The sequence below is a fragment of the Nocardia sp. NPDC102475 genome, assembly GCF_055584605.1.
Window position 1 is genome coordinate 99,453 of record NZ_JBVJLS010000028.1, and the last position, 20,498, is coordinate 119,950.

Annotated in this window: 2 protein-coding genes; both read left to right on the forward strand. The window is 67.5% G+C overall.

The genetic code is table 11. From position 1 onward, the window contains the following. Positions 1 to 52 precede the first annotated feature (52 nt). Positions 53 to 10,927 carry a type I polyketide synthase gene (locus ACZ60G_RS36685; RefSeq protein ID WP_465816202.1) on the forward strand — a complete coding sequence of 3,625 codons (10,875 nt, stop codon included), beginning with the start codon at positions 53 to 55 and terminating at the stop codon, positions 10,925 to 10,927. After that, positions 10,924 to 20,498, forward strand: a 9,575-nt coding sequence (locus ACZ60G_RS36690) for a type I polyketide synthase (protein WP_465816204.1), incomplete at its 3' end; no start/stop codon positions are given. The genes ACZ60G_RS36685 and ACZ60G_RS36690, both read left to right, overlap by 4 nt.

Genomic DNA, 20,498 nt, shown 5'->3' on the forward strand with positions numbered 1-20,498 from the left:
AGCAAGTTCCGCGACCACCTGAGCTGAGCAAACACGATCTGGAGTTCCACCGATGGCCGACAACGACGAGCTGCGCCGGTATCTGAAGAAGACCGCGAAGGAGCTCTACGAGACCAAACAGCAACTGCGCGCGCTCACCGACCGGTCGCGGGAGCCGATCGCGATCGTCGGTATGGCTTGCCGGTATCCCGGTGGCGTCCGCTCCGCCGAAGACCTGTGGCGCATGACGGCGGACGGTGTGGATGCCATCGGCGACTACCCGACCGATCGAGGGTGGGACCTGGAACGGCTGTTCAACCCGGATCCCGATGTGCCGAACGCCATTTACACCCGTGACGGTGGGTTCCTCGACGCCATAGGCGAGTTCGACGCGGCCTTCTTCGGGATCGGCCCGCGTGAGGCCGCGGCGATGGATCCACAGCAGCGCCTGATGTTGGAGGCGTCATGGGAAGCGTTGGAGGATGCGGGAATCGACCCGGTGTCGTTGCGCGGCAGCGACACCGGTGTCTTCGCCGGAGTAATCCATCAGAACTACGGTCCACGCATCGGCTCACCGAATATCACCGCCGAGACCGAAGGCCATGCCTACCTGGGTGTTTCGAACGCGGTGCTATCCGGTCGGATCGCGTACACGTTCGGCTTCAAAGGCCCGGCCATCTCGGTCGATACCGCCTGCTCGTCGTCGCTGGTGGCGTTGCATCTGGCGTGCCAGGCGCTACGGCAGGGCGATACGTCGCTGGCGGTGGCGGGTGGGGTGACCGTCATGTCGGATCCGGCATTGCTGATCGCGTTCGCGCGTCAGCGTGCGTTGTCGCCCGATGCGCGCTGTAAGGCATTCGCGGCGGCTGCTGATGGAACCGGATTCTCCGAGGGTCTCGGAGTGCTTGTACTGGAGCGTCTTTCGGACGCGCAGCGGCTCGGTCACACCGTGCTGGCGGTGGTGCGTGGTAGTGCTGTCAATCAGGATGGGGCGAGCAACGGCTTGACTGCGCCGAACGGTCCGTCGCAGGAACGAGTGATCGCGGCCGCGTTGGCGAACGCGGGTCTGGCCCCGTCGGATATCGACGCGGTAGAGGCGCACGGCACCGGCACGATGCTCGGGGATCCGATCGAGGCGCGGGCACTGATCAGCGCATATAGCACGCGTCGCGAGAACGCGCCGTTGCGTTTGGGGTCGTTGAAGTCGAATGTCGGTCACACCTCGGCTGCCGCGGGGGTGGGCGGAGTGATCAAGATGGTTCAAGCTATGCGGCACGGCGTGCTGCCGAAGACGTTGCATGTGGATGCGCCGACCCCGCACGTCGATTGGTCCGCGGGCACGGTGCGGCTCCTGCAGGACAACGAGCCGTGGCCGGTGGGGGACCGGACCCGGCGAGCCGGGGTGTCGTCGTTCGGGGCCAGCGGCACCAACGCCCACCTCATCCTCGAGGAGGCACCGGTCCATCCGGTCACCGTGGCGTCGGTGGACGGATCCGAGCCGGAATCGGCCGCGAAACCCATTGTGGCCGATATCGTTCCGTTGCTGATATCGGCCAAGTCCGACGAAGCCCTCCGCGCCCAGGCAGATCGACTGCGGCAGTGGTTGATCGACGATCCCGACGTCGATGTCCGGGATATGGCGTATTCCTTGGCGACGTCGAGGGCACAGTTGGACCGGCGCGGTGCGGTCGTGGGGCATGACCGGCACGAACTGCTCGCCGGTCTGGCCGATCTGGCCGCGGGTTCGCACGGCACGATCGAAGGGAATGCCGGTTCCGATAGGACCGCGTTCCTGTTCACGGGGCAGGGTGCGCAGCGAGTTGGTATGGGCGTGGGTCTGTATCGGGCGTTTCCGGTGTTCGCGGCGGCGTTGGATGAGGTGTGTGCGCAGGTCGATCCGTTGTTGGGGCGGTCGCTGAAGGAGTTGATGTTCGTCGATGCCGAGGGGGTGTTGGATCGGACGGAGTTCACTCAGCCGGCGTTGTTCGCGTTCGAGGTGGCGTTGTTCCGGTTGATCGAATCGTTCGGTGTCGTACCGGATCTGTTGATCGGGCATTCGATCGGTGAGTTGGCTGCGGCGTATGTGGCGGGGGTGTGGTCGCTCGAGGATGCGTGTGCGCTGGTTGTGGCGCGTGGTCGGTTGATGGGCGCCTTGCCCGAGGGCGGGGCGATGCTCGCGGTGGCGATCGGCGAAGGACGAGCTGTCGATATCGTCGCCGATTTCGCCGACCGTGTGTCGATCGCGGCGGTGAACGGTCCGTCGTCGACGGTGTTGTCCGGGGACGTCGATGCCATCGGTGAGATCGAGCGGCTGCTGTCCGCCGAGGGTGTGAAGACGAATCGGTTGCGGGTGAGTCATGCGTTCCACTCGGCGCGGATGGATCCGATGTTGGCCGAGTTCCGTTCTGTCGCCGCAGGATTGACGTATCGAGAGCCGCTGTTGCCGATCGTGTCGAACGTTTCTGCGGTTATGGTCGCTGCGGAGCTGACCGATCCTGAGTACTGGGTCGAGCAGGTGCGGGGGTGCGTCCGGTTCGCGCCGGGGATCGACGTTCTGGTTGATGCTGGTGTGCGGCGGTTCGTGGAGATCGGACCGGATGCGGTGCTGGCGGCAATGACGCGCGGCTGTCTGGCCGAGCACCCGGAAATCGAGTCGGCGTCTTCGGTGGCGGCGGCTGCTCGGCGGTCGGTCGATGAGGTGGAGCAGTTCGTTACTGTCCTGGCGCAGGTTCATGTCGCGGGTGCGCGGGTGGACTGGCGTTCGTGGTTCGCGGGGTATGCGGCGCGTCGGATTCCGTTGCCCACCTATGCCTTCCAACGGCGCCGGTTCTGGTTGTCGGGTGCCCTCGACGCGTCGCCGTCGTCGGCGGATCATCCGATCCTGACGGGTGTAGTCGGGTTGGCGGGTACCGACGAATGGTTGTTGACCGGCCGGTTCTCGTTGCGGACGCATCCGTGGATCGCTGATCACATGACCTACAGTGTGGTGGTCGTGCCGAGCGCGACGTTCATCGAGTTCCTCCTCGTCGCGGGCCGCCGGATCGGTTGCGGGGTGGTGGAGGAGCTCACCTTGCAGGCGCCGATTCTGCCGACCGCGGACGACGAGGTCGAGTTGCAGGTGCTGGTGCAGGCGGCGGACGAGTCCGGGCGGCGTCCGTTCGAGTTCTATTTCCGCAAGTCCTCCGACGCCGAATGGATCCACAACGCCACCGGTGTGCTCGGGGCCCAGTGGGATGGTGATTCGGCGCTGGTGTCGCGGCTGCGGGAGGAGCAATGGCCGCCGGTCGATACCGAGGTCGTGGACAGTGCGGGGCTGCCGGAGCGGATTGCGAAGCTCGCGGGGCTCGAGTACGGTCCGGCGTTCGTCGGTGTGCGTGCCGCGTGGCAACGCGACGACACGGTTTTCTCCGAGATCGTCCTGGACACCGATGCGGCGCCGGAGCCGGGACGGCACGACCTGCACCCTGCCCTGCTGGATATGGTGATGCACGCGGGATTCTCCGGGTTGCTGTGGCGCGATGGGGATTCCGATCCCGATACCGGCAGGTTGTTGTTCCGGTGGGGTGGTGCGCGTTTCCACGAGTCGTCGACGGATGAGGTGACTTCGCTTCGGGTCATCGCGGTCGCGACCGGACCCGAGACCGTGTCGGTCGCGGCTGTCGATCCGGACGGCAATCCGATCGTGTCGGTCGACGCGGTGGTGATGCGTCCCTATGACGTGAAGGAATTCCGGAGCAGTCTCGTCGGTGACGGGGCGGGCCTGTACCAGGTGCGCTGGGAGCCCACTGCGGAATCGGGTGCCGGAGACGGCCGACCGGCCCTGGCGATGCTCGGGCACACGACGGTGGCGGGGATCGACACGGAATACGCGTCGATCGCCGATGTCGTTGCGGCCGAGGGCATTCCCGGTGTGGTGGTGTGGCGAGCGACCGAGCCTCTCGCAGCAGATTCGGACGTCGATGGTCCGGGATCCGTGCGGGCTCGCGTGCACGGCGCGTTGGCGATGGTGCAGTCCCTGCTCGGCGAGCAATGTCTGTCCGATGTCCGAGTGGTCGTGGTGACGACGGGCGCCGTTGGCGTGGCCGACGAGACTCCGGATCCGGCCGCGGCGGCGGTGTGGGGGCTGGTGCGCAGCGCGCAGTCGGAGCATCCGGAACGGTTCGTCCTCGTCGACGAGGATCCGGACCGGCCACTCGATGCCGACCGCATCGCGGCGGTCCTGCGGTCGGGCGAGCCGCAGATCGCGGTCCGTGGTGCGCAGCTTCTCGTTCCCCGGATGGTGCGCGCGTCCGCTTCCGCGGATCCGGGCCTGCGGCCGTCGTTCGGGGATGGGACCGTGCTGATTACGGGCGGAACGGGTGGACTGGGTGCGTTGTTCGCCCGCCATCTCGTTGCCGAACACGGTGTGCGCAGTCTCGTATTGACCTCGCGCCGGGGCCCCGATGCGCCCGGCGCCGCCGAGCTGGTTGCCGAATTGGCGCACGCCGGGGCCGAGGTCCGGGCCGTCGCATGCGATGTCGCCGACCGCGACGCGGTGCGGAACCTCCTGGAGACAATCGAGCTCCCCCACAGGAATCTGACCGCTGTCGTGCACACCGCGGGAATTCTGGACGACGGCACCGTCGAGTCGCTGACCGCTGACCAGATGGATCGCGTGCTGGCGCCGAAGGTCGACGGCGCATGGCATCTGGACGAGCTCACTCGTGGTCTGAATCTGTCCGCGTTCGTGGTGTTCTCATCGATCGCCACGGTGCTGGGGTCGTCGGGGCAGGGCAATTACGCCGCGGCGAACGGTTTCCTGGACGCGTTGGCGCAGCGACGTCGGGCCGCCGGTTCGGCCGCCACATCGCTGGCGTGGGGTCCGTGGAACCAGGCCGGCGGTATGACCGGTGGCTTGAACCGCGCCGCCCTCGCTCGATGGGACCGCCTGGGGCTGGGCCCGCTCGAAAATGTCGAAGGGACGCGACTTTTCGACGATGCGCTCGCGCACTCGGAGGCGCGTCTGGTTCCGATCCGGTTCGACGCGAGTGTCTTGCGTCGCGAGTCCGACGTCGATGCCGTTCCGGCGGTGCTGCGCGGATTCGTGCGGCGTTCGACGCGCCCGACGCAGCAGGTGGCGGTCGCCGCGGCGGCGGGCTCGCTGGCCGCCCGGTTGGCGGATGTGCCGCAAGCGCGGCGTGCCGAGGTGGTGCTGGAGGTCGTGCTCACCCAGGCGGCGGCAGTGCTCGGGCACGACTCGGCCGCGGACATCCGGCCCGACCAGCGCTTCGACGAGATCGGTTTCGATTCGCTGGGCGGCGTGGAATTCCGGAACAGGCTCGGCAAGGCCACCGGCCTGCAGTTGCCGTCGACGCTGGTGTTCGATCATCCGACCCCGGCGGCGGTGGCGAAGCTGGTGCAGTCCCGCGTCGAGCCGACGGTGGGCGCACCCGTCAAGAAGGTTGCCCGCCGCGTCCGGGCCGACGAGCCGATCGCGATCGTGGGTATGGCCTGCCAGTTCCCCGGCGGCGTCGAATCACCGGATCAGCTGTGGGATCTCGTTGCTTCCGGAACCGACGCGACCGGCGATTTCCCGTCGGATCGGGGCTGGGATCTGGAGCGGCTGTTCGACGCGAATCCGGACAAGCCCGGTACCGTCTACACCCGACGCGGCGGATTCCTCTACAACGCAGGCGATTTCGACCCGGGATTCTTCGGGATCGGTCCACGGGAGGCGTCCGCGATGGACCCGCAGCAACGTCTGCTGCTGGAGGTGTCCTGGGAAGCTCTGGAGGACGCGGGCATCGATCCGACGTTGTTGCGGGGCAGCGACACCGGGGTATATGTCGGAGCGGGCTACTCGGGCTACATCGATCGGGTGGCCGGTGACCTGGAGGGCTACCGGCTCACCGGCACCACGAGCAGCGTGATGTCCGGACGGGTGGCCTATGTCCTCGGTCTCGAAGGCCCGGCGGTCACTGTGGACACCGCATGCTCGTCCTCGCTGGTCTCGCTGCATCTGGCCTGCCAAGCGCTGCGCCAGGGGGAGAGTTCGCTGGCGCTGGCGAGCGGTGTGACGGTCGCGGCCAGTCCTTACCTTTACGTCGATTTCGCGCGGCAGCGTGGTCTTTCGCCCGATGGCCGTTGCAAGGCCTTCTCCGCCGGGGCCGACGGCGTCGCCTTCTCCGAGGGCGTCGGTGTGCTGGTGCTCGAGCGGCTCTCCGACGCAAAGCGCTTGGGGCACAACGTCCTCGCCCTCGTGCGCGGTACGGCGGTGAACCAGGACGGTGCGAGCAACGGCTTGACCGCGCCGAACGGTCCGTCGCAGGAGCGGGTGATCGCGGCGGCGTTGGCGAATGCCGGACTCGAGCCGTCCGATATCGACGCCGTCGAGGCGCACGGCACCGGCACGAGGTTGGGTGATCCGATCGAAGCTCAGGCGCTGATCGCGGCGTATGGGCAGGACCGTGCGGGACAACCGCTGCGGATCGGATCGATCAAGTCGAATATCGGCCATACCGTGGCCGCGGCAGGTGTCGGTGGCGTGATCAAGATGGTGCAGGCGCTGCGCCACGAAACCCTGCCGAAGACACTGCATGCGGACGAGCCGAGCCCACACGTGGACTGGTCCGCGGGCGATGTCCAGCTGCTGACCGAGGCCCAGCCGTGGCCGACCGGCGGACGGGTCCGCCGAGCCGGGGTGTCGTCGTTCGGTGTCAGCGGCACCAACGCACACGCGATCCTCGAGGAAGCGCCCGCCCCACAGTCGGTCGTCTCGCCACCGGTTACCGACCGTCCACGCACGGTGGTGCCGTGGCTGGTGTCGGCCAAGAATGAGACCGCCCTGCGGGGACAGGCGGCGAAACTGCAGCAGTGGCTGATCGATCACCCCGACGCCGATCCGAGGCAGGTGGCGTATTCACTCGTGACGACACGTGCGCAGCACGAGTCGCGGGCGGCGATCCTGGGCGGTGATCGCGACGAACTGCTGGCGCGGCTGGCGCGGCTGGCCGCCGGATCCGGCTCGGCCGGAGTGGTTTCCGGCACGGTGGGCTCCGGGAAGACCGCCTTCCTGTTCACCGGTCAGGGCGCGCAGCGGGTCGGTATGGGTGCGGGTCTCTCCGTGGCCTTCCCGGTATTCGCCGCAGCACTGGACGAGGTGTGTGCCCAGTTCGATCCGCTGCTCGGATGTTCACTGAAGCAAGCGATGTTCACCGGACACCTGATCGACGATCAGGGCGTCACCGCTAGCGACTGCTTGTCAGGTCGCTCGAAAGGATCAGCGGGTACCGGCATCCTGGATCGCACACGATTGACCCAGCCCGCGCTGTTCGCATTCGAAGTGGCGCTGTATCGCCTGCTGGAGTCGTTCGGAGTTGTCCCGGATGTGTTGATCGGGCACTCGATCGGTGAACTGGCCGCGGCGTATGTGGCCGGTGTGTGGTCACTGGAAGACGCCTGCGAGCTGGTCGCGGCACGCGGACGGCTGATGGAGGCGCTGCCGGAGGGCGGCGCGATGCTCGCGATCGCCGCGTCCGAAGCCGAAGTCGGCACGACGATCGCCGGATTCGATGGTCGGGTGTCGGTGGCGGCGGTGAATGCGCCTGCGGCCGTGGTGATCTCGGGCGACGAGGACGCCGTCGACGAGATCGATCGGCAGTTCGCCGAACGGGGTCGCAAGACGAGCCGGTTGCGGGTGTCGCATGCGTTCCATTCCCATCGGATGGAGCCGATGCTGGCCGAGTTCGAGACCGTAGTTGCGCGAGTAACCTGCAACGCCCCACAGATTCCATTGGTGTCCAACATTTCTGGCCGGATCGCCGGCGACGAGATCCTGGATCCCGGGTACTGGGTGGCGCAGGTGCGTGCGGCGGTGCGTTTCGCGCCCGGTGTCGAGACGCTGGTGGCGTCGGGCGTGCGCCGGTTCCTCGAGGTCGGACCCGACGCGGTGCTGGCGGCGATGACGCGGCACACGCTTGCCGAGGACGTCGAGGCTCGATCTGTGGTGGCCGCGGCGGCCCGCCGGGATCACGACGAGGTCGAGCAGTTCCTGACGATGCTCGGCCAGGCGCACACCGCGGGGGTGGCCGTCGACTGGGACGGGTTGTTCACCACCCTCCAGGTATCCCGAATCGCCTTGCCCACCTATGCCTTCGAACATCGGCGGTACTGGCTCGAACCCGGCCTCGGGGAGTCCCGGAACGCGTCGGAACATTCGCTGCTCACCGACGTGGTGCGCGTGGCCGACCGTGACGAGTGGCTGTTCACGGGACGGCTCTCGCTGCGCACCCATCCATGGATCGCCGACCACACCACCTACGGTGTGGTGCTCGTTCCGAGCGCCGCGCTCATGGAGATGCTGCTGGTCGCAGGTCGGCGAATCGGTTGCGGCACCGTCGAAGAGCTCACCCTCGAGGCGCCGATCCTCCCGCCGGCGGACGGCGATGTCGAACTCCAGGTACTGGTGCGGGAACCGGATCCCACGGGACGCCGATCGTTCACGTTCCACTACCGCCTGACCGGCGCCGCCGACGGCGAGTGGACGCGCAATGCCAGCGGCGTGATGAGCGGTCAACAGCTGCTCGATATCGGACTCGTGGACATGCTGCGCAACGGGCCGTGGCCGCCGATCGACGCCGAACCGGTGGACGCCGACTGGATTCCGGCCCAGGTGGCGCGTGTCGCCGGACTGGAATACGGTGCCTCGTTCATCGGCATCGACGCCGCATGGCGCAGCGGCGACACGATGTTCTCCGAGGTTACCCTGAATCAGGAAGTTTCGACCGAACGGTTCCAGCTGCATCCGGCGTTGTTCGATATGGCACTACATGCCGGACTCGTCGGCTTGATCTGGTCGGACGACAAGGGCAATCCCGCCGAGGGCAAACTCTTGTTCCGCTGGGGCGCGACGCAATTCCACACCACGTCCAAGGTCACGACCTTGCGCGTGATGGCCATCCAGCGCAGCGGTGAGGCGATTACCGTCGTTGCGGTCGACCAGGACGGAAATCCGGTGGTTTCGGTCGACGAAGTTGTCATGCGCTCCTACGACGTCCAGCAGTTCCGCGCCACGCTGTCGGGTGGGCGTGCGGCCCGGTACGGGTTGCGCTGGGCCGAGGTCGGGGCGTCCGGGGGACTCGCCCCGACCGGGAGCGCAGCCGTGCTCGGAACCGCGCAGGTGCCCGGAATCGACGAGCGGTATCCGGATCTGGCGGCGCTCGCTTCGGCCGCGACTGTCCCGGATGTCGTTGTTTGGTCCGAATCCACTGCGCCGCACGGTGATTCGCAGCCGTCCGCGAGTGATCGGGTGAAGACTGCCCTGCAGATGGTGCGCGGCTGGCTGGCTGACGAGCGATTCGCGCGGTCGCAGCTGGTTGTGGTGACCGGACGTGCGGTGGCCCTGCCCGATGAGGTGCCGGATACCGCGTCGGCCGCGGTAGCGGGTCTGATACGTAGCGCTCAGACCGAATACCCGGAGCGGATCGTGCTGCTCGATGCAATCGAATCCGTTGGCGCGCAGCATATTTCGGTCGACTCGATCCGAGCCGCGATCGCGACCGGAGAGCCGCAGCTGGCATTGCGGGGCGACCGTGTCCTGGCGCCGCGGCTGGACGCGGTGACATCCGGTGCGGCCGAGCAGGTTTCGTTCGGGACCGGCACCGTGCTGATCACCGGCGGGACCGGGGGGCTGGGCGCGCTGCTGGCCCGGCACCTGGTCACCGCGCACGGTGTGCGACGGCTACTGCTGGTATCGCGCCGTGGCGAGCATGCGGACGGCGCGGTGGAACTCGCGGCGGAACTGTCCGGACTCGGCGCCGAGGTGCGAATCGCCGCCTGCGATGTCACCGACCGCGACGCGCTTGCGGAGCTGCTGGCGGAGCACCCGCTCACCGGTGTCGTGCACGCCGCGGGCGTGCTCGACGACGCCACGTTCCACACGCTCACCGCCGGCCAGGTCGATCGGGTGTTCGCGCCCAAGGCCGATGCGGCGTGGCATCTGCACGAGCTCACCCGGGACATGAATCTGTCGGCATTCGTGCTGTTCTCCTCGATCGCCGGAATGATCGGTTCGGCGGGGCAGGCGAATTACGCCGCCGCGAACAGCTTCCTGGACGCCCTCGCGCTGCAACGCCGCGCCGAAGGACTACCGGCACTCGCACTCGCCTGGGGTCCGTGGCAGCAGGACATCGGCATGACCGGCGCTTTGGATCGCACCGCCATGAGCCGATTGGAGCGACTGGGCCTGGCCCCGCTGGACCGCACCGACGGCCTGCGGTTGTTCGATGAATCGCTGACCATCGCGGAACCGGTGTCGGCGCTGTTGTACTTGGATACCGACAAACTGCGACTGGAAGCGCATACCGGTCCGGTCCCGGCAGCGCTGCGCGGGTTCGTTCGCGCCCGCGGCCGGTCGGCCACGGCGTCGAGTGATGGACCCTCGCTCGCGGAGCGTCTGCACGGTGTGGCGGAGGCGAAGCGACGCGGGGTCGTCCTGGACCTGGTGCGCGAACACGTGGCGGCGGTGCTGGGTTACGGGTCGATCGACGACATCGGACCCGATCGCGGCTTCGACGAACTCGGCTTCGATTCCCTTGGCGGAGTGGAGTTCCGCAACCGGCTGTCGAAGGTGACGGGGCTCTCGCTGCCCTCGACCCTGGTGTTCGACTACCCCACCGCGGGCGATATCGCCGACTACTTGCTGGCGCAGACCGTGGTGACGGCACCCGCGCAACCCACGCAACCGACATCAACGGTGCCCGACGACATCGCGCAGCTCGAGGCGATGCTCGAGCGGATTATCGCGGGCGGTAGCGACACCGACGAGACCGTCGCCGGATTGCGGGGCGTCAACGAGCGCCTCCGCGCCTACCTGACCGGCAAGTCGCCGGAGGGTGACTACGACGACCTCGAATTCCATTCCGACAGTGAGCTTTTCGACTTGATCGACGAGGAGTTTGGCCCAGCATGAGCAACCCCGACACCAGCAACGAGGAACGGCTCAGCCGGTATCTGCGCAAGCTCACCGGAGATCTCCGCGCCGCCAAGAAGCACATCCAGCACTTGGAAGACCGTGCCGGCGAACCGATCGCGATCGTGGGCATGAGCTGTCGGTATCCAGGCGGCGTCGACACTCCGGCGCGGCTGTGGGAGTTGGTCGCTTCCGGCACCGACGCCGTCGGTCCTTTTCCGGCCGATCGAGGCTGGGACCTCGAGCGTCTGTTCGACACCGACCCCGAAACGCCGGGCACCATCTACACCCGGGAAGGCGGATTCCTGGATGCGGCAGGCGATTTCGATCCAGGATTCTTCGGAATCGCTCCGCGCGAGGCGGCGGCGATGGATCCGCAGCAACGCCTGTTTCTGGAAGCGGCCTGGGAGGCATTGGAGGACGCCGGTATCGATCCGGCCTCGCTGCGCGGCGGTGACACCAGTGTGTTCGCCGGCGTGATCCACCAGGACTACGGCCCCCGCGTGGGTTCGCCGGGCCTGACCGCCGAGTCGGAAGGCCATGCCTACCCGGGTGTTTCGGCCAGTGTCCTGTCCGGGCGCGTCGCCTTCACCTTCGGTTTCAAAGGTCCGGCGCTCTCGGTGGACACCGCGTGCTCGTCGTCGCTGGTTGCCCTGCACCTCGCCTGTCAGTCATTGCGTCAGGGCGAGACTTCGCTCGCCCTGGTCGGTGGCGTCACCGTGATGTCCGACCCCACCCTGCTGATCGCCTTCGGCCGGCAGGGGGCGCTGTCCCCCGACGCACGGTGCAAGGCCTTCGCGGCGGCGGCCAACGGTACCGGATTCTCCGAGGGCCTCGGCATGCTCGCGGTCGAGCGGTTGTCGGACGCACGCCGTCACGGCCACCGGGTTCTCGCGGTCATCCGCGGCAGCGCGGTCAACCAGGACGGCGCCAGCAACCGGCTGACCGCGCCGAACGGTCCTTCGCAGGAAAAGGTGATCGCGCAGGCCCTCGCCAGCGCCGGTCTGACGCCCGCCGACGTCGATGCGGTCGAAGCGCACGGCACCGGAACCAGCCTCGGAGACCCTATCGAGGCACAGGCGCTGATCGCCGCCTATGGCCGTGATCGCGCCGGAGATCCGCTGCGTATCGGTTCGCTCAAGTCGAATATCGGACACACCTCCGCCGCGGCCGGTGTCGGCGGTGTGATCAAGATGGTGCAGGCGCTGCGCCACGAAATGCTGCCCGCGACACTGCATGTCGATGCCCCGACCCCGCATGTGGACTGGTCGGCGGGAACGGTGCGGCTGCTCACCACGGCGGAACCGTGGCCCGCGGGGGAGCGGGTGCGTCGCGCGGGCGTGTCCTCGTTCGGCGCCAGCGGCACCAACGCGCATGTGATTCTGGAGGAGGCTTCGGCTCCGGCGGAGGTCCCTGCCGAACCGGCGGACGATGCCGCCGAGCGTGGCGCGCAGGCCGTGGCGTCCGGTGTCTCCCCGTGGCTGCTATCGGCGAAAACCGAGGACGGCGTGCGTGCGCAGGCAGCCAAACTGCTGACGTGGGTGACCGAAAACCCCGACCTGACAATCGATGACATCGGCTATTCCCTGTCGACGACCCGCGCCCGGCTCGATTGGCGGGGCGCGGTAGTGTCCGACGACCGGGACACGATGCTCGCCGGACTGGCAGCGCTTGCCGAACACGGATCGGCGAGCTCCGCCAATGGCGTGGCGACGGGGCGAGCGGTCACGCGTAAGGCCGCCTTCCTGTGCACCGGGCAGGGCGCGCAGCGGGTCGGCATGGGAAGTGAACTGTACGAGGCGTTCCCGGTGTTCGCTGCCGCGTTGGACGAGATCTGCGAGCAGTTCGATCCACTACTCGGCGGTTCGCTCAAAGAGTTGATGTTCACCGGTCAGCCGGACGAGGGCGGCCCCGCTGATGCGAGTGTTCTGAATCGGACAGAGTTCACCCAGCCCGCGCTGTTCGCATACGAAGTCGCGCTGTGCCGACTCTTGGACTCGTTCGGTGTGACACCGGATGTCCTGATCGGACATTCGATCGGTGAGCTGGCTGCCGCGTACATCGCTGGTGTGTGGTCGCTACCGGACGCGTGCCGGCTGGTCGCGGCGCGCGGTCGCCTCATGGGACAGCTGCCGGAAGGCGGCGCGATGCTGGCTGTCGCCGCGAGCGAGCGCGAGGTGTCCGAGGCGCTCGTCGACGGAGTGTCCATTGCTGCGGTGAATTCGCCTGTGGCCGTTGTTGTTTCCGGCGACGAGGACGCGGTGGCCGCGCTCGAGCAGTGGTTCGCCGACCGCGGGCGGAAGACATCGCGGTTGCGGGTGTCGCATGCGTTCCATTCACACCGGATGGAACCGATGCTGGCCGAGTTCGAAGCTGTCGCACGGGATGTGACCTACCATCGCCCACAGATTCCACTCGTCTCGAATCTCTCCGGCCGGATCGCCGGTGACGAAGTGCTGGAACCCATCTACTGGGTTCGGCAGGTGCGGGCGGCCGTTCAGTTCGCTCGGGGCATAGACACTCTGGTGGCCTCGGGTGTGCGCCGATTCCTGGAAATCGGTCCGGATGCCGTGCTGACGGCCATGACCCGGCAAAGCCTGCCGGAAGATATCGAATCGCAGTCGCTGGTGGTGGCCGGAGCACGTCGAGGACGTGCCGAGGTCGAGCAGCTCGTGAACTGCCTGGCGCACGCGCACACGGTCGGTGTCGAGGTCGACTGGAGCGCGTTCTTCGCTGCCCGCTCGGTCTCGCGAGTGTCGTTGCCCACCTATGCTTTCCAGCGCCGTCGCTACTGGCTCGAGACCTCGGTCGGCACCGCCGGCGTCGAATCCGTGGGATTGGGTGCGGTGGAGCATCCGTTGCTCGGTGCGGTGCTGTCGGTACCGGAATCCGGTGACGTGCTGCTGACCGGCCGGTTGTCGGTAGCGACACAACCCTGGCTGGCCGACCACGCGGTTGCCGGGTCGGTGTTGTTGCCGGGGACCGGATTCGTGGAATTGGCGTTGCGTGCCGGTGCCGTGGCCGGATGCCCGGTGATCGAGGAGTTGACGCTGCAGGCACCGCTGGTACTGCCCGCGGCGGGCGGCATACAGGTCCAGGTCGTCGTCGGCGGACCCGGACACGATGTCGCACAGCGGCCGGTATCGATCTACTCGCGCGGTGAACACGACGGCGACGAGTGGGTACTGAACGCGCGGGGCCTGTTGACGCCCCGCGACGAGACGACCGAACCCGACCTCGGGGCATGGCCGCCGGACGCGGCGAGTGGTACCGATGTCGCGGCCGCGTACACGGACCTGCTGGCGCGAGGTTACGACTACGGTCCGGCGTTCCAGGGTGTGCGGGCGTTGTGGCGGCGCGGCGCGGAGGTGTTCGCCGAGATCGCCGTCGATGCGGACGCCGGGGTGCGAGCCGAAGGATTCGGGATCCACCCGGCACTGCTGGATGCGGCCATGCACGCGGGTCTGCTGGCGGGTGTGCTCGAAGACGATGCGGAACAGTCGGATTCACCGTTCACTATCGGGGCGGGGCAGGTGGTGCTGCCGTTCTCGTGGGAGTCGGTGTCGCTGTACGCGGCCGAAGCGTCGGGGCTGCGTGTTCGTCTGACCACGACCGGATCGTCGGTATCGGTGTCGGCGGCCGATGAGCAGGGAAAACCGGTGTTGTCGGGATCGCTGACGACCCGGTCGATGCCGCTCGAACAGCTCGCCGCGGCCACCGCGGGTGCCGGTGGCTCGGTTGCTCCGGTGCTGGAACTGGTGTGGTCGCCGACGTCGGAGTCCGCGGTGGTGGATACGGGTGTGGGTTGGTGGGACCGGTTGGATTCGGAGTCGGCGGTACCTCCGGTGGTGGTGGTCGAGGCCGGATCCGGGTGGAACCAACACACCGGCACCGACGTGGTGACCGCCACTCATAGCGAGGTCGCGCGGATACTCGAGGTGGTGCAGGCGTGGCTGGGGGACGACCGGTTCGCCGCGAGCACCCTGCTGATCGCCACGCGCGGCGCGGTCGCGCTGCCCGGTGACGACCTCGCCGACCTCCCCGGTGCCGCGGTATGGGGCCTGGTTCGTGCGGCGCAGTCGGAAGATCCGGGCCGGATTGTCTTGGCCGACACGGACACTGACATCGACGAGCAGCTTGCGGCCACGATCGTGGCCGTGAACGAACCCCAGGTAGTCGTGCGCGACGGCGTCACCCACACCGCTCGGCTCACTCGACCCGCGACCACGGTGTCTGCCGGGACGGGCGATGATCTTTCCGCCTTCGGTGCTGGGACGGTGCTGATCACCGGCGGCACCGGCGCTTTGGGCGCGGTGGCGGCCCGGCACGTGGTGGCCGAGCACGGTGTGCGTTCGTTGCTGCTGGCGAGCCGCAGCGGTCCGCGGGCCGCGGGTGTGGCGCAGCTGTGTGTCGAGCTGGAGCAGTTGGGTGCACAGGTGAAAGTGGTGGCCTGTGATGTCACCGATGCCGGTGCGGTGGCCGGGTTGCCGGCCGAAGCGCCCGCGCAACTGCCATTGACGGGGGTGATCCATGCCGCAGGTGTGCTCGACGACGGAATCATCGCGTCGCTGACCGCGCAGCGGGTGGACGCGGTCCTGGCGCCGAAGGCGGATGCTGCTTGGCATCTGCACGAAGCGACCGCGGATCTGAATCTGGCTGCGTTCGTGGTGTTCTCGTCGGTGTCGGGCACCGTCGGCGGACCCGGGCAAGGCAACTACGCGGCCGCGAACACCTTCCTCGACGCGCTGGTGGCACACCGGCGAGCACGCGGGCTGGCCGGCCAGTCGCTGGCGTGGGGTCCGTGGGCACGCTCGAGCGGCATGACCGGCGACCTGGATGCCGCCGATGTGGCTCGGATGAGTCGCGGCGGATTCACCGCGATCTCCGATGAACTGGCGTTGGCGGGCTGGGACGCGGTGCTCGAACGGAGCACGGCCTACGCGGTGATCGCCGCGCTGGACACCGTCGCGATCCGCGCCCGATCCGAGGCCGGACTCCTGCCACCGCTGCTGCGGGAACTGGCACCGACAGCGGTTCGGCGCCAGGCGGCGACCTCGGCGGCAGTATCCGGTCTCCGGCAACGGCTTTCGGGTCTGGACGCCGATCGGCGGCGCCAGGCAGTACTCGATACCGTGCGCACCCACATCGCGGCTGTGCTCGGCCACGACAGTGCATCCGCGATCGATCCCGATCGCGCGTTCCAGGACCTCGGGTTCGATTCCCTGAGCGGGGTCGAGCTGCGCAACCGGCTCAAAACCGTCACCGGTCTATCACTTTCGGCCGCAGTTGTTTTCGACTACCCGACACCGCAGGCACTGGCCGCCCACCTGGCAGACGAGCTCACCGGCACCGGGCAGGACGTCGCGGTCACCGCCGTCAAGGCCGTCGACCACGAACCGATCGCGATCGTCGGCATGGCATGTCGGTATCCGGGTGGTGTCAGTTCTCCCGAGGATCTCTGGAAGTTGGTCTCCGACGGGATCGACGCGACGTCGGAATTCCCCGTCAATCGGGGCTGGGATACCGAACGCCTCTACGATCCCACCGGCGAAACACCGCACACCACTTACACGCGCGAGGGCGGATTCCTGCATTCCGCGGGCGAATTCGATCCCGCGTTCTTCGGTATCAGCCCGAATGAAGCCGCAACGATGGATCCGCAGCAGTTCCTGCTGCTGGAGACCTCATGGGAGGCATTGGAGCGGGCCGGTGTCGATCCGGTGGTGCTGCGTGGCAGTTCGACCGGGGTTTTCGCGGGCATGATGTACCACGACTACCCGGCCAGCGCGAACTCGGGATCCATTGCCTCGGGCCGGGTTTCGTATGTGTTCGGTCTGGAAGGGCCGTCGGTCACCGTGGATACGGCGTGTTCGTCGTCGCTGGTGGCGATGCATCTTGCCGCGCAGTCGCTGCGGTCGGGCGAGTCCGATCTGGCATTGGCCGGTGGCGTGGCTGTGATGGCGACGCCGGAAGTTTTTGTGGAGTTCAGCCGCCAGCGGGGGTTGTCGCCGGACGGGCGGAGTAAGTCCTTCGCCGATGCCGCCGATGGTGTCGCTTGGTCCGAGGGTGCCGGTGTGTTGGTGTTGGAGCGGTTGTCCGATGCCCAGCGCAATGGGCATCAGATTCTTGCGGTGATCGCTGGTTCGGCGGTGAATCAGGATGGTGCGTCGAATGGTCTGACCGCACCCAACGGCCCCTCGCAACGGCGGGTTATCCGGCAGGCGTTGGCCAACGCCGGGGTCTCGCCGGTCGAGGTGGATGTTGTGGAAGCCCATGGCACCGGTACTACTTTGGGTGACCCGATCGAGGCGGAGGCGTTGCTGGCGACTTACGGGCAGGATCGGGATGCGGATCGTCCGTTGTGGTTGGGGTCGTTGAAGTCGAACATCGGTCACGCTCAGGCTGCCGCGGGTGTGGGTGGTGTGATCAAGATGGTGATGGCGATGCAGCACGGGCTGCTGCCGCAGACCCTTCATGTTGATCAGCCCAGCACCAAGGTCGACTGGTCCGAGGGGCATGTGCGGTTGCTGACCGAGCCGCAATCATGGCCGGTGGTGGATCGGCCGCGTCGTGCTGGTGTGTCCTCGTTCGGTATCAGTGGCACCAACGCGCACGTCATCATCGAGCAGGCTCCGGTCGTGGAACCGGCTCAGGTGCCTGCGGCCGAGACCGTTCCGGTCGGCGGGTTGCTGCCGTGGGTGGTTTCGGCGCGCAATCGTGAGGCTCTCGCCGGTCAGGCCAGGCGACTGGCCTTGTCTGTGGCCGATCATGACCTGGATCCGGTGGATGTCGGTTTTTCTTTGGCGTCCACGCGTGCTGTGTTCGAGCATCGCGCTGTTGTGTTGGCCGATAACCGTGACGGTCTGCTCGCGGGAGTGCGGGTGCTGGCCGAGGGTGCGCAGGGACCGGGTGTGGTGACCGGCCGTGCGGTGTCCGGGTCGACGGGTCTGGTGTTCTCCGGTCAGGGTGCGCAGTGGGCGGGTATGGCTACTGAGCTGTGTGTGGCGTATCCGGTGTTCGCCGGGCATTTCGATGCGATCGTCGCTGAGTTGGATCCGCTTTTGGGACAGCAGATTTCGCTGAGTCTTGCCTTGTCCGACGAGGGTTCGGTGGATGCGACTGTGTTCGCGCAGGCGGGGTTGTTCGCGTTCGAGGTGGCGTTGTTTCGCCTGCTGGAGTCCTGGGGAGTGCGGCCCGACGTGGTGTCCGGTCATTCGATCGGCGAGGTCGCGGCCGCGCATGTGGCGGGTGTGTTGTCGTTGGTGGATGCGTGTGTGCTGGTGGCGGCGCGTGGCCGGTTGATGCAGGCGCTGCCTACGGGTGGGGCGATGGTCGCCGTCGGCGCTTCGGAACTCGATGTGCTGCCATTGCTGGTTGGTGGGGTGTCGATCGCGGCGGTCAATGGTCCGTCGTCGGTGGTGCTTTCCGGTGTCGAGGACGCGGTCCTGGCTGTTGTCGAGGCGTGTGTCGAGCGTGGTTGGCGCACACATCGGTTGCGGGTCTCCCACGCTTTCCACTCGGCGCTCATGGAGTCCATGCTGGCCGAATTCGCCACGGCGATCGAGGGTTTGGCATTCGGTCACCCGAGCATTCCGCTGGTGTCCACGGTGACCGGTGCCCAGGTCGTCGACGAGATGGCTGATCCGGCGTACTGGGTCGGTCAGGTCCGGGAGACCGTCCGTTTCGCGGACGCGGTCGCCGCGATGGCGGATATGGGCGTGGCCCGGTTCGCCGAGGTCGGCCCCGACGCGGTGCTGACCCCGATGGTTGCGCAGATCCTGGATGGCGCGGCTGCTTCGGCGGTGGCGCTGGCGCGTCGAGACCATGCCGATGTGTCCACCGTGCTGAGTGGGGTGGCGGGCTTGTTCGTCGCCGGTGCCGAAGTGGACTGGGCCGGTCGCTACGCCGGTACCGGAGCTCAGCGAATCGATTTGCCTACCTATGCCTTCCAGCGTGAGCGTTTCTGGCTCGATGCTCGCCAGGTGTTGGCGCAGTCGTGGCTGGGTGCCGAGCTCGGTGGGGTGACTGCTGTTGGTCTCGATGTGGTGGATCATCCGTTGCTTGGTGCTGTTGTGCCGCATCCGGAGTCGGGTGGGGTGAGTTTTACCGGGCGTTGGTCGCTGGATTCGGTGGGGTGGTTGGCTGATCACAGTGTGCTCGGGGTGGTGTTGCTGCCGGGGACCGGATTCGTCGAGTTGGCTGGTTATGTCGGCGGTTTGTTGGGCTGCGAGGTGGTGGATGAGCTTGTCCTGCATACTCCGTTGACGATGCCAGCCGAGGGCAGTGTCGCGGTGCAGGTTGTGGTGGCCGCTGCTGATGAGGCTGGTCGTCGGCGGTTGAGTGTGCACTCTCGATCGGCGGGTGAGGGTCCGTGGTCGCTGCACGCCGAGGGTGTGCTCGCCCCAGGCGACGTGGTTGCGGACTTCGATCTGACTTCGTGGCCACCGGTTGGGGCGCAGCCGTTGCCTGTTGACAGTGCCTACGACGAGTTGCTCGAACTCGGATATGGGTATGGCCCGTTCTTCCAGGGTTTGCGGGCGGCGTGGCGGCGTGGTGACGAGTTGTTCGCCGAGGTCGCTCTGCCGGACCCGCAGGAGGCCGCGGGTTTCGGAATCCACCCCGCGCTGTTCGACTCGGCCCTGCACGCCGGAATCATTCATGGGCGCAGCGGCGGCGCCGCGGTCCTGCCGTTCGCCTGGAACCGGGTGGTTCTGCACTCGGCCGGCGCTGCCGCCGTGCGGGTACGGAGCGTCCCCGAAGGCGACAACTTCGCCGTGCAGATTGCCGATGAACAGGGTCGGCCGGTGCTGTCGGTGGGCGCTCTGGTGTCTCGGCCCGTGTCGGCCGAGCGCCTGGGCGCGGACCGGGTGTCGGAAGCCCTCTTCGGCATGGAATGGGTTACCGCTCAGCCACTTTCGGCGAGGACGGTCGAGCCGGGCCGTGTGGCGGTACTCGGTTCCGGCCAGAGCTCTGGTGAGGTGCGGCGCTACCGCGATCTCGCGGCTTTGGTCACCGATCTCGATGCGGCGCGGGAGCCGGTTGTTCCCGACATCGTGTTGCTCGAGTGCGCGCTCCACGACGGTCCGCCGACAGCCGCGGCGCGGCAGGTCATGACCGGTGTCCTGGACACCGTCCAGGGTTGGCTGGCCGAAACGCGTTTCGCCGCTTCACGTTTGGTGGTACTCACCAAACAAGCCGTGGCCGTTGCCGATTCCGAGCAGGTACGCCTCGATCAGGCGCCGGTGTGGGGTCTGCTGCGCGCCGCGCAAGCGGAACACCCGGGTCGGTTCCAGCTTGTCGATATGGATCGGGACGGCGACCTGTTCGCTGTCGCGACCGCGGCGGCAGCTGCTGCCGAGGAACCCGAGGCCGCGCTACGCGGTACGACCGTGCTTGTTCCGCGGTTGACCCGCCACACACCGGGCGTGGTCGCTCGGCTGACCGAGCCGGGCACGGTGCTGGTGACCGGTGGTACCGGTGGTCTGGGTGCGGTGATCGCGCGTCATCTGGTGACCGAACATGGTGTGGGTCGTCTGCTTTTGACGTCTCGGCGTGGTCTGGATGCTCCTGG

Coding starts and splice junctions, on each gene's coding strand:
- ACZ60G_RS36685 (WP_465816202.1), top strand. CDS start 53: ATGGCCGACAACGACGAGCTGCGCCGGTATCTGAAGAAGACCGCGAAG.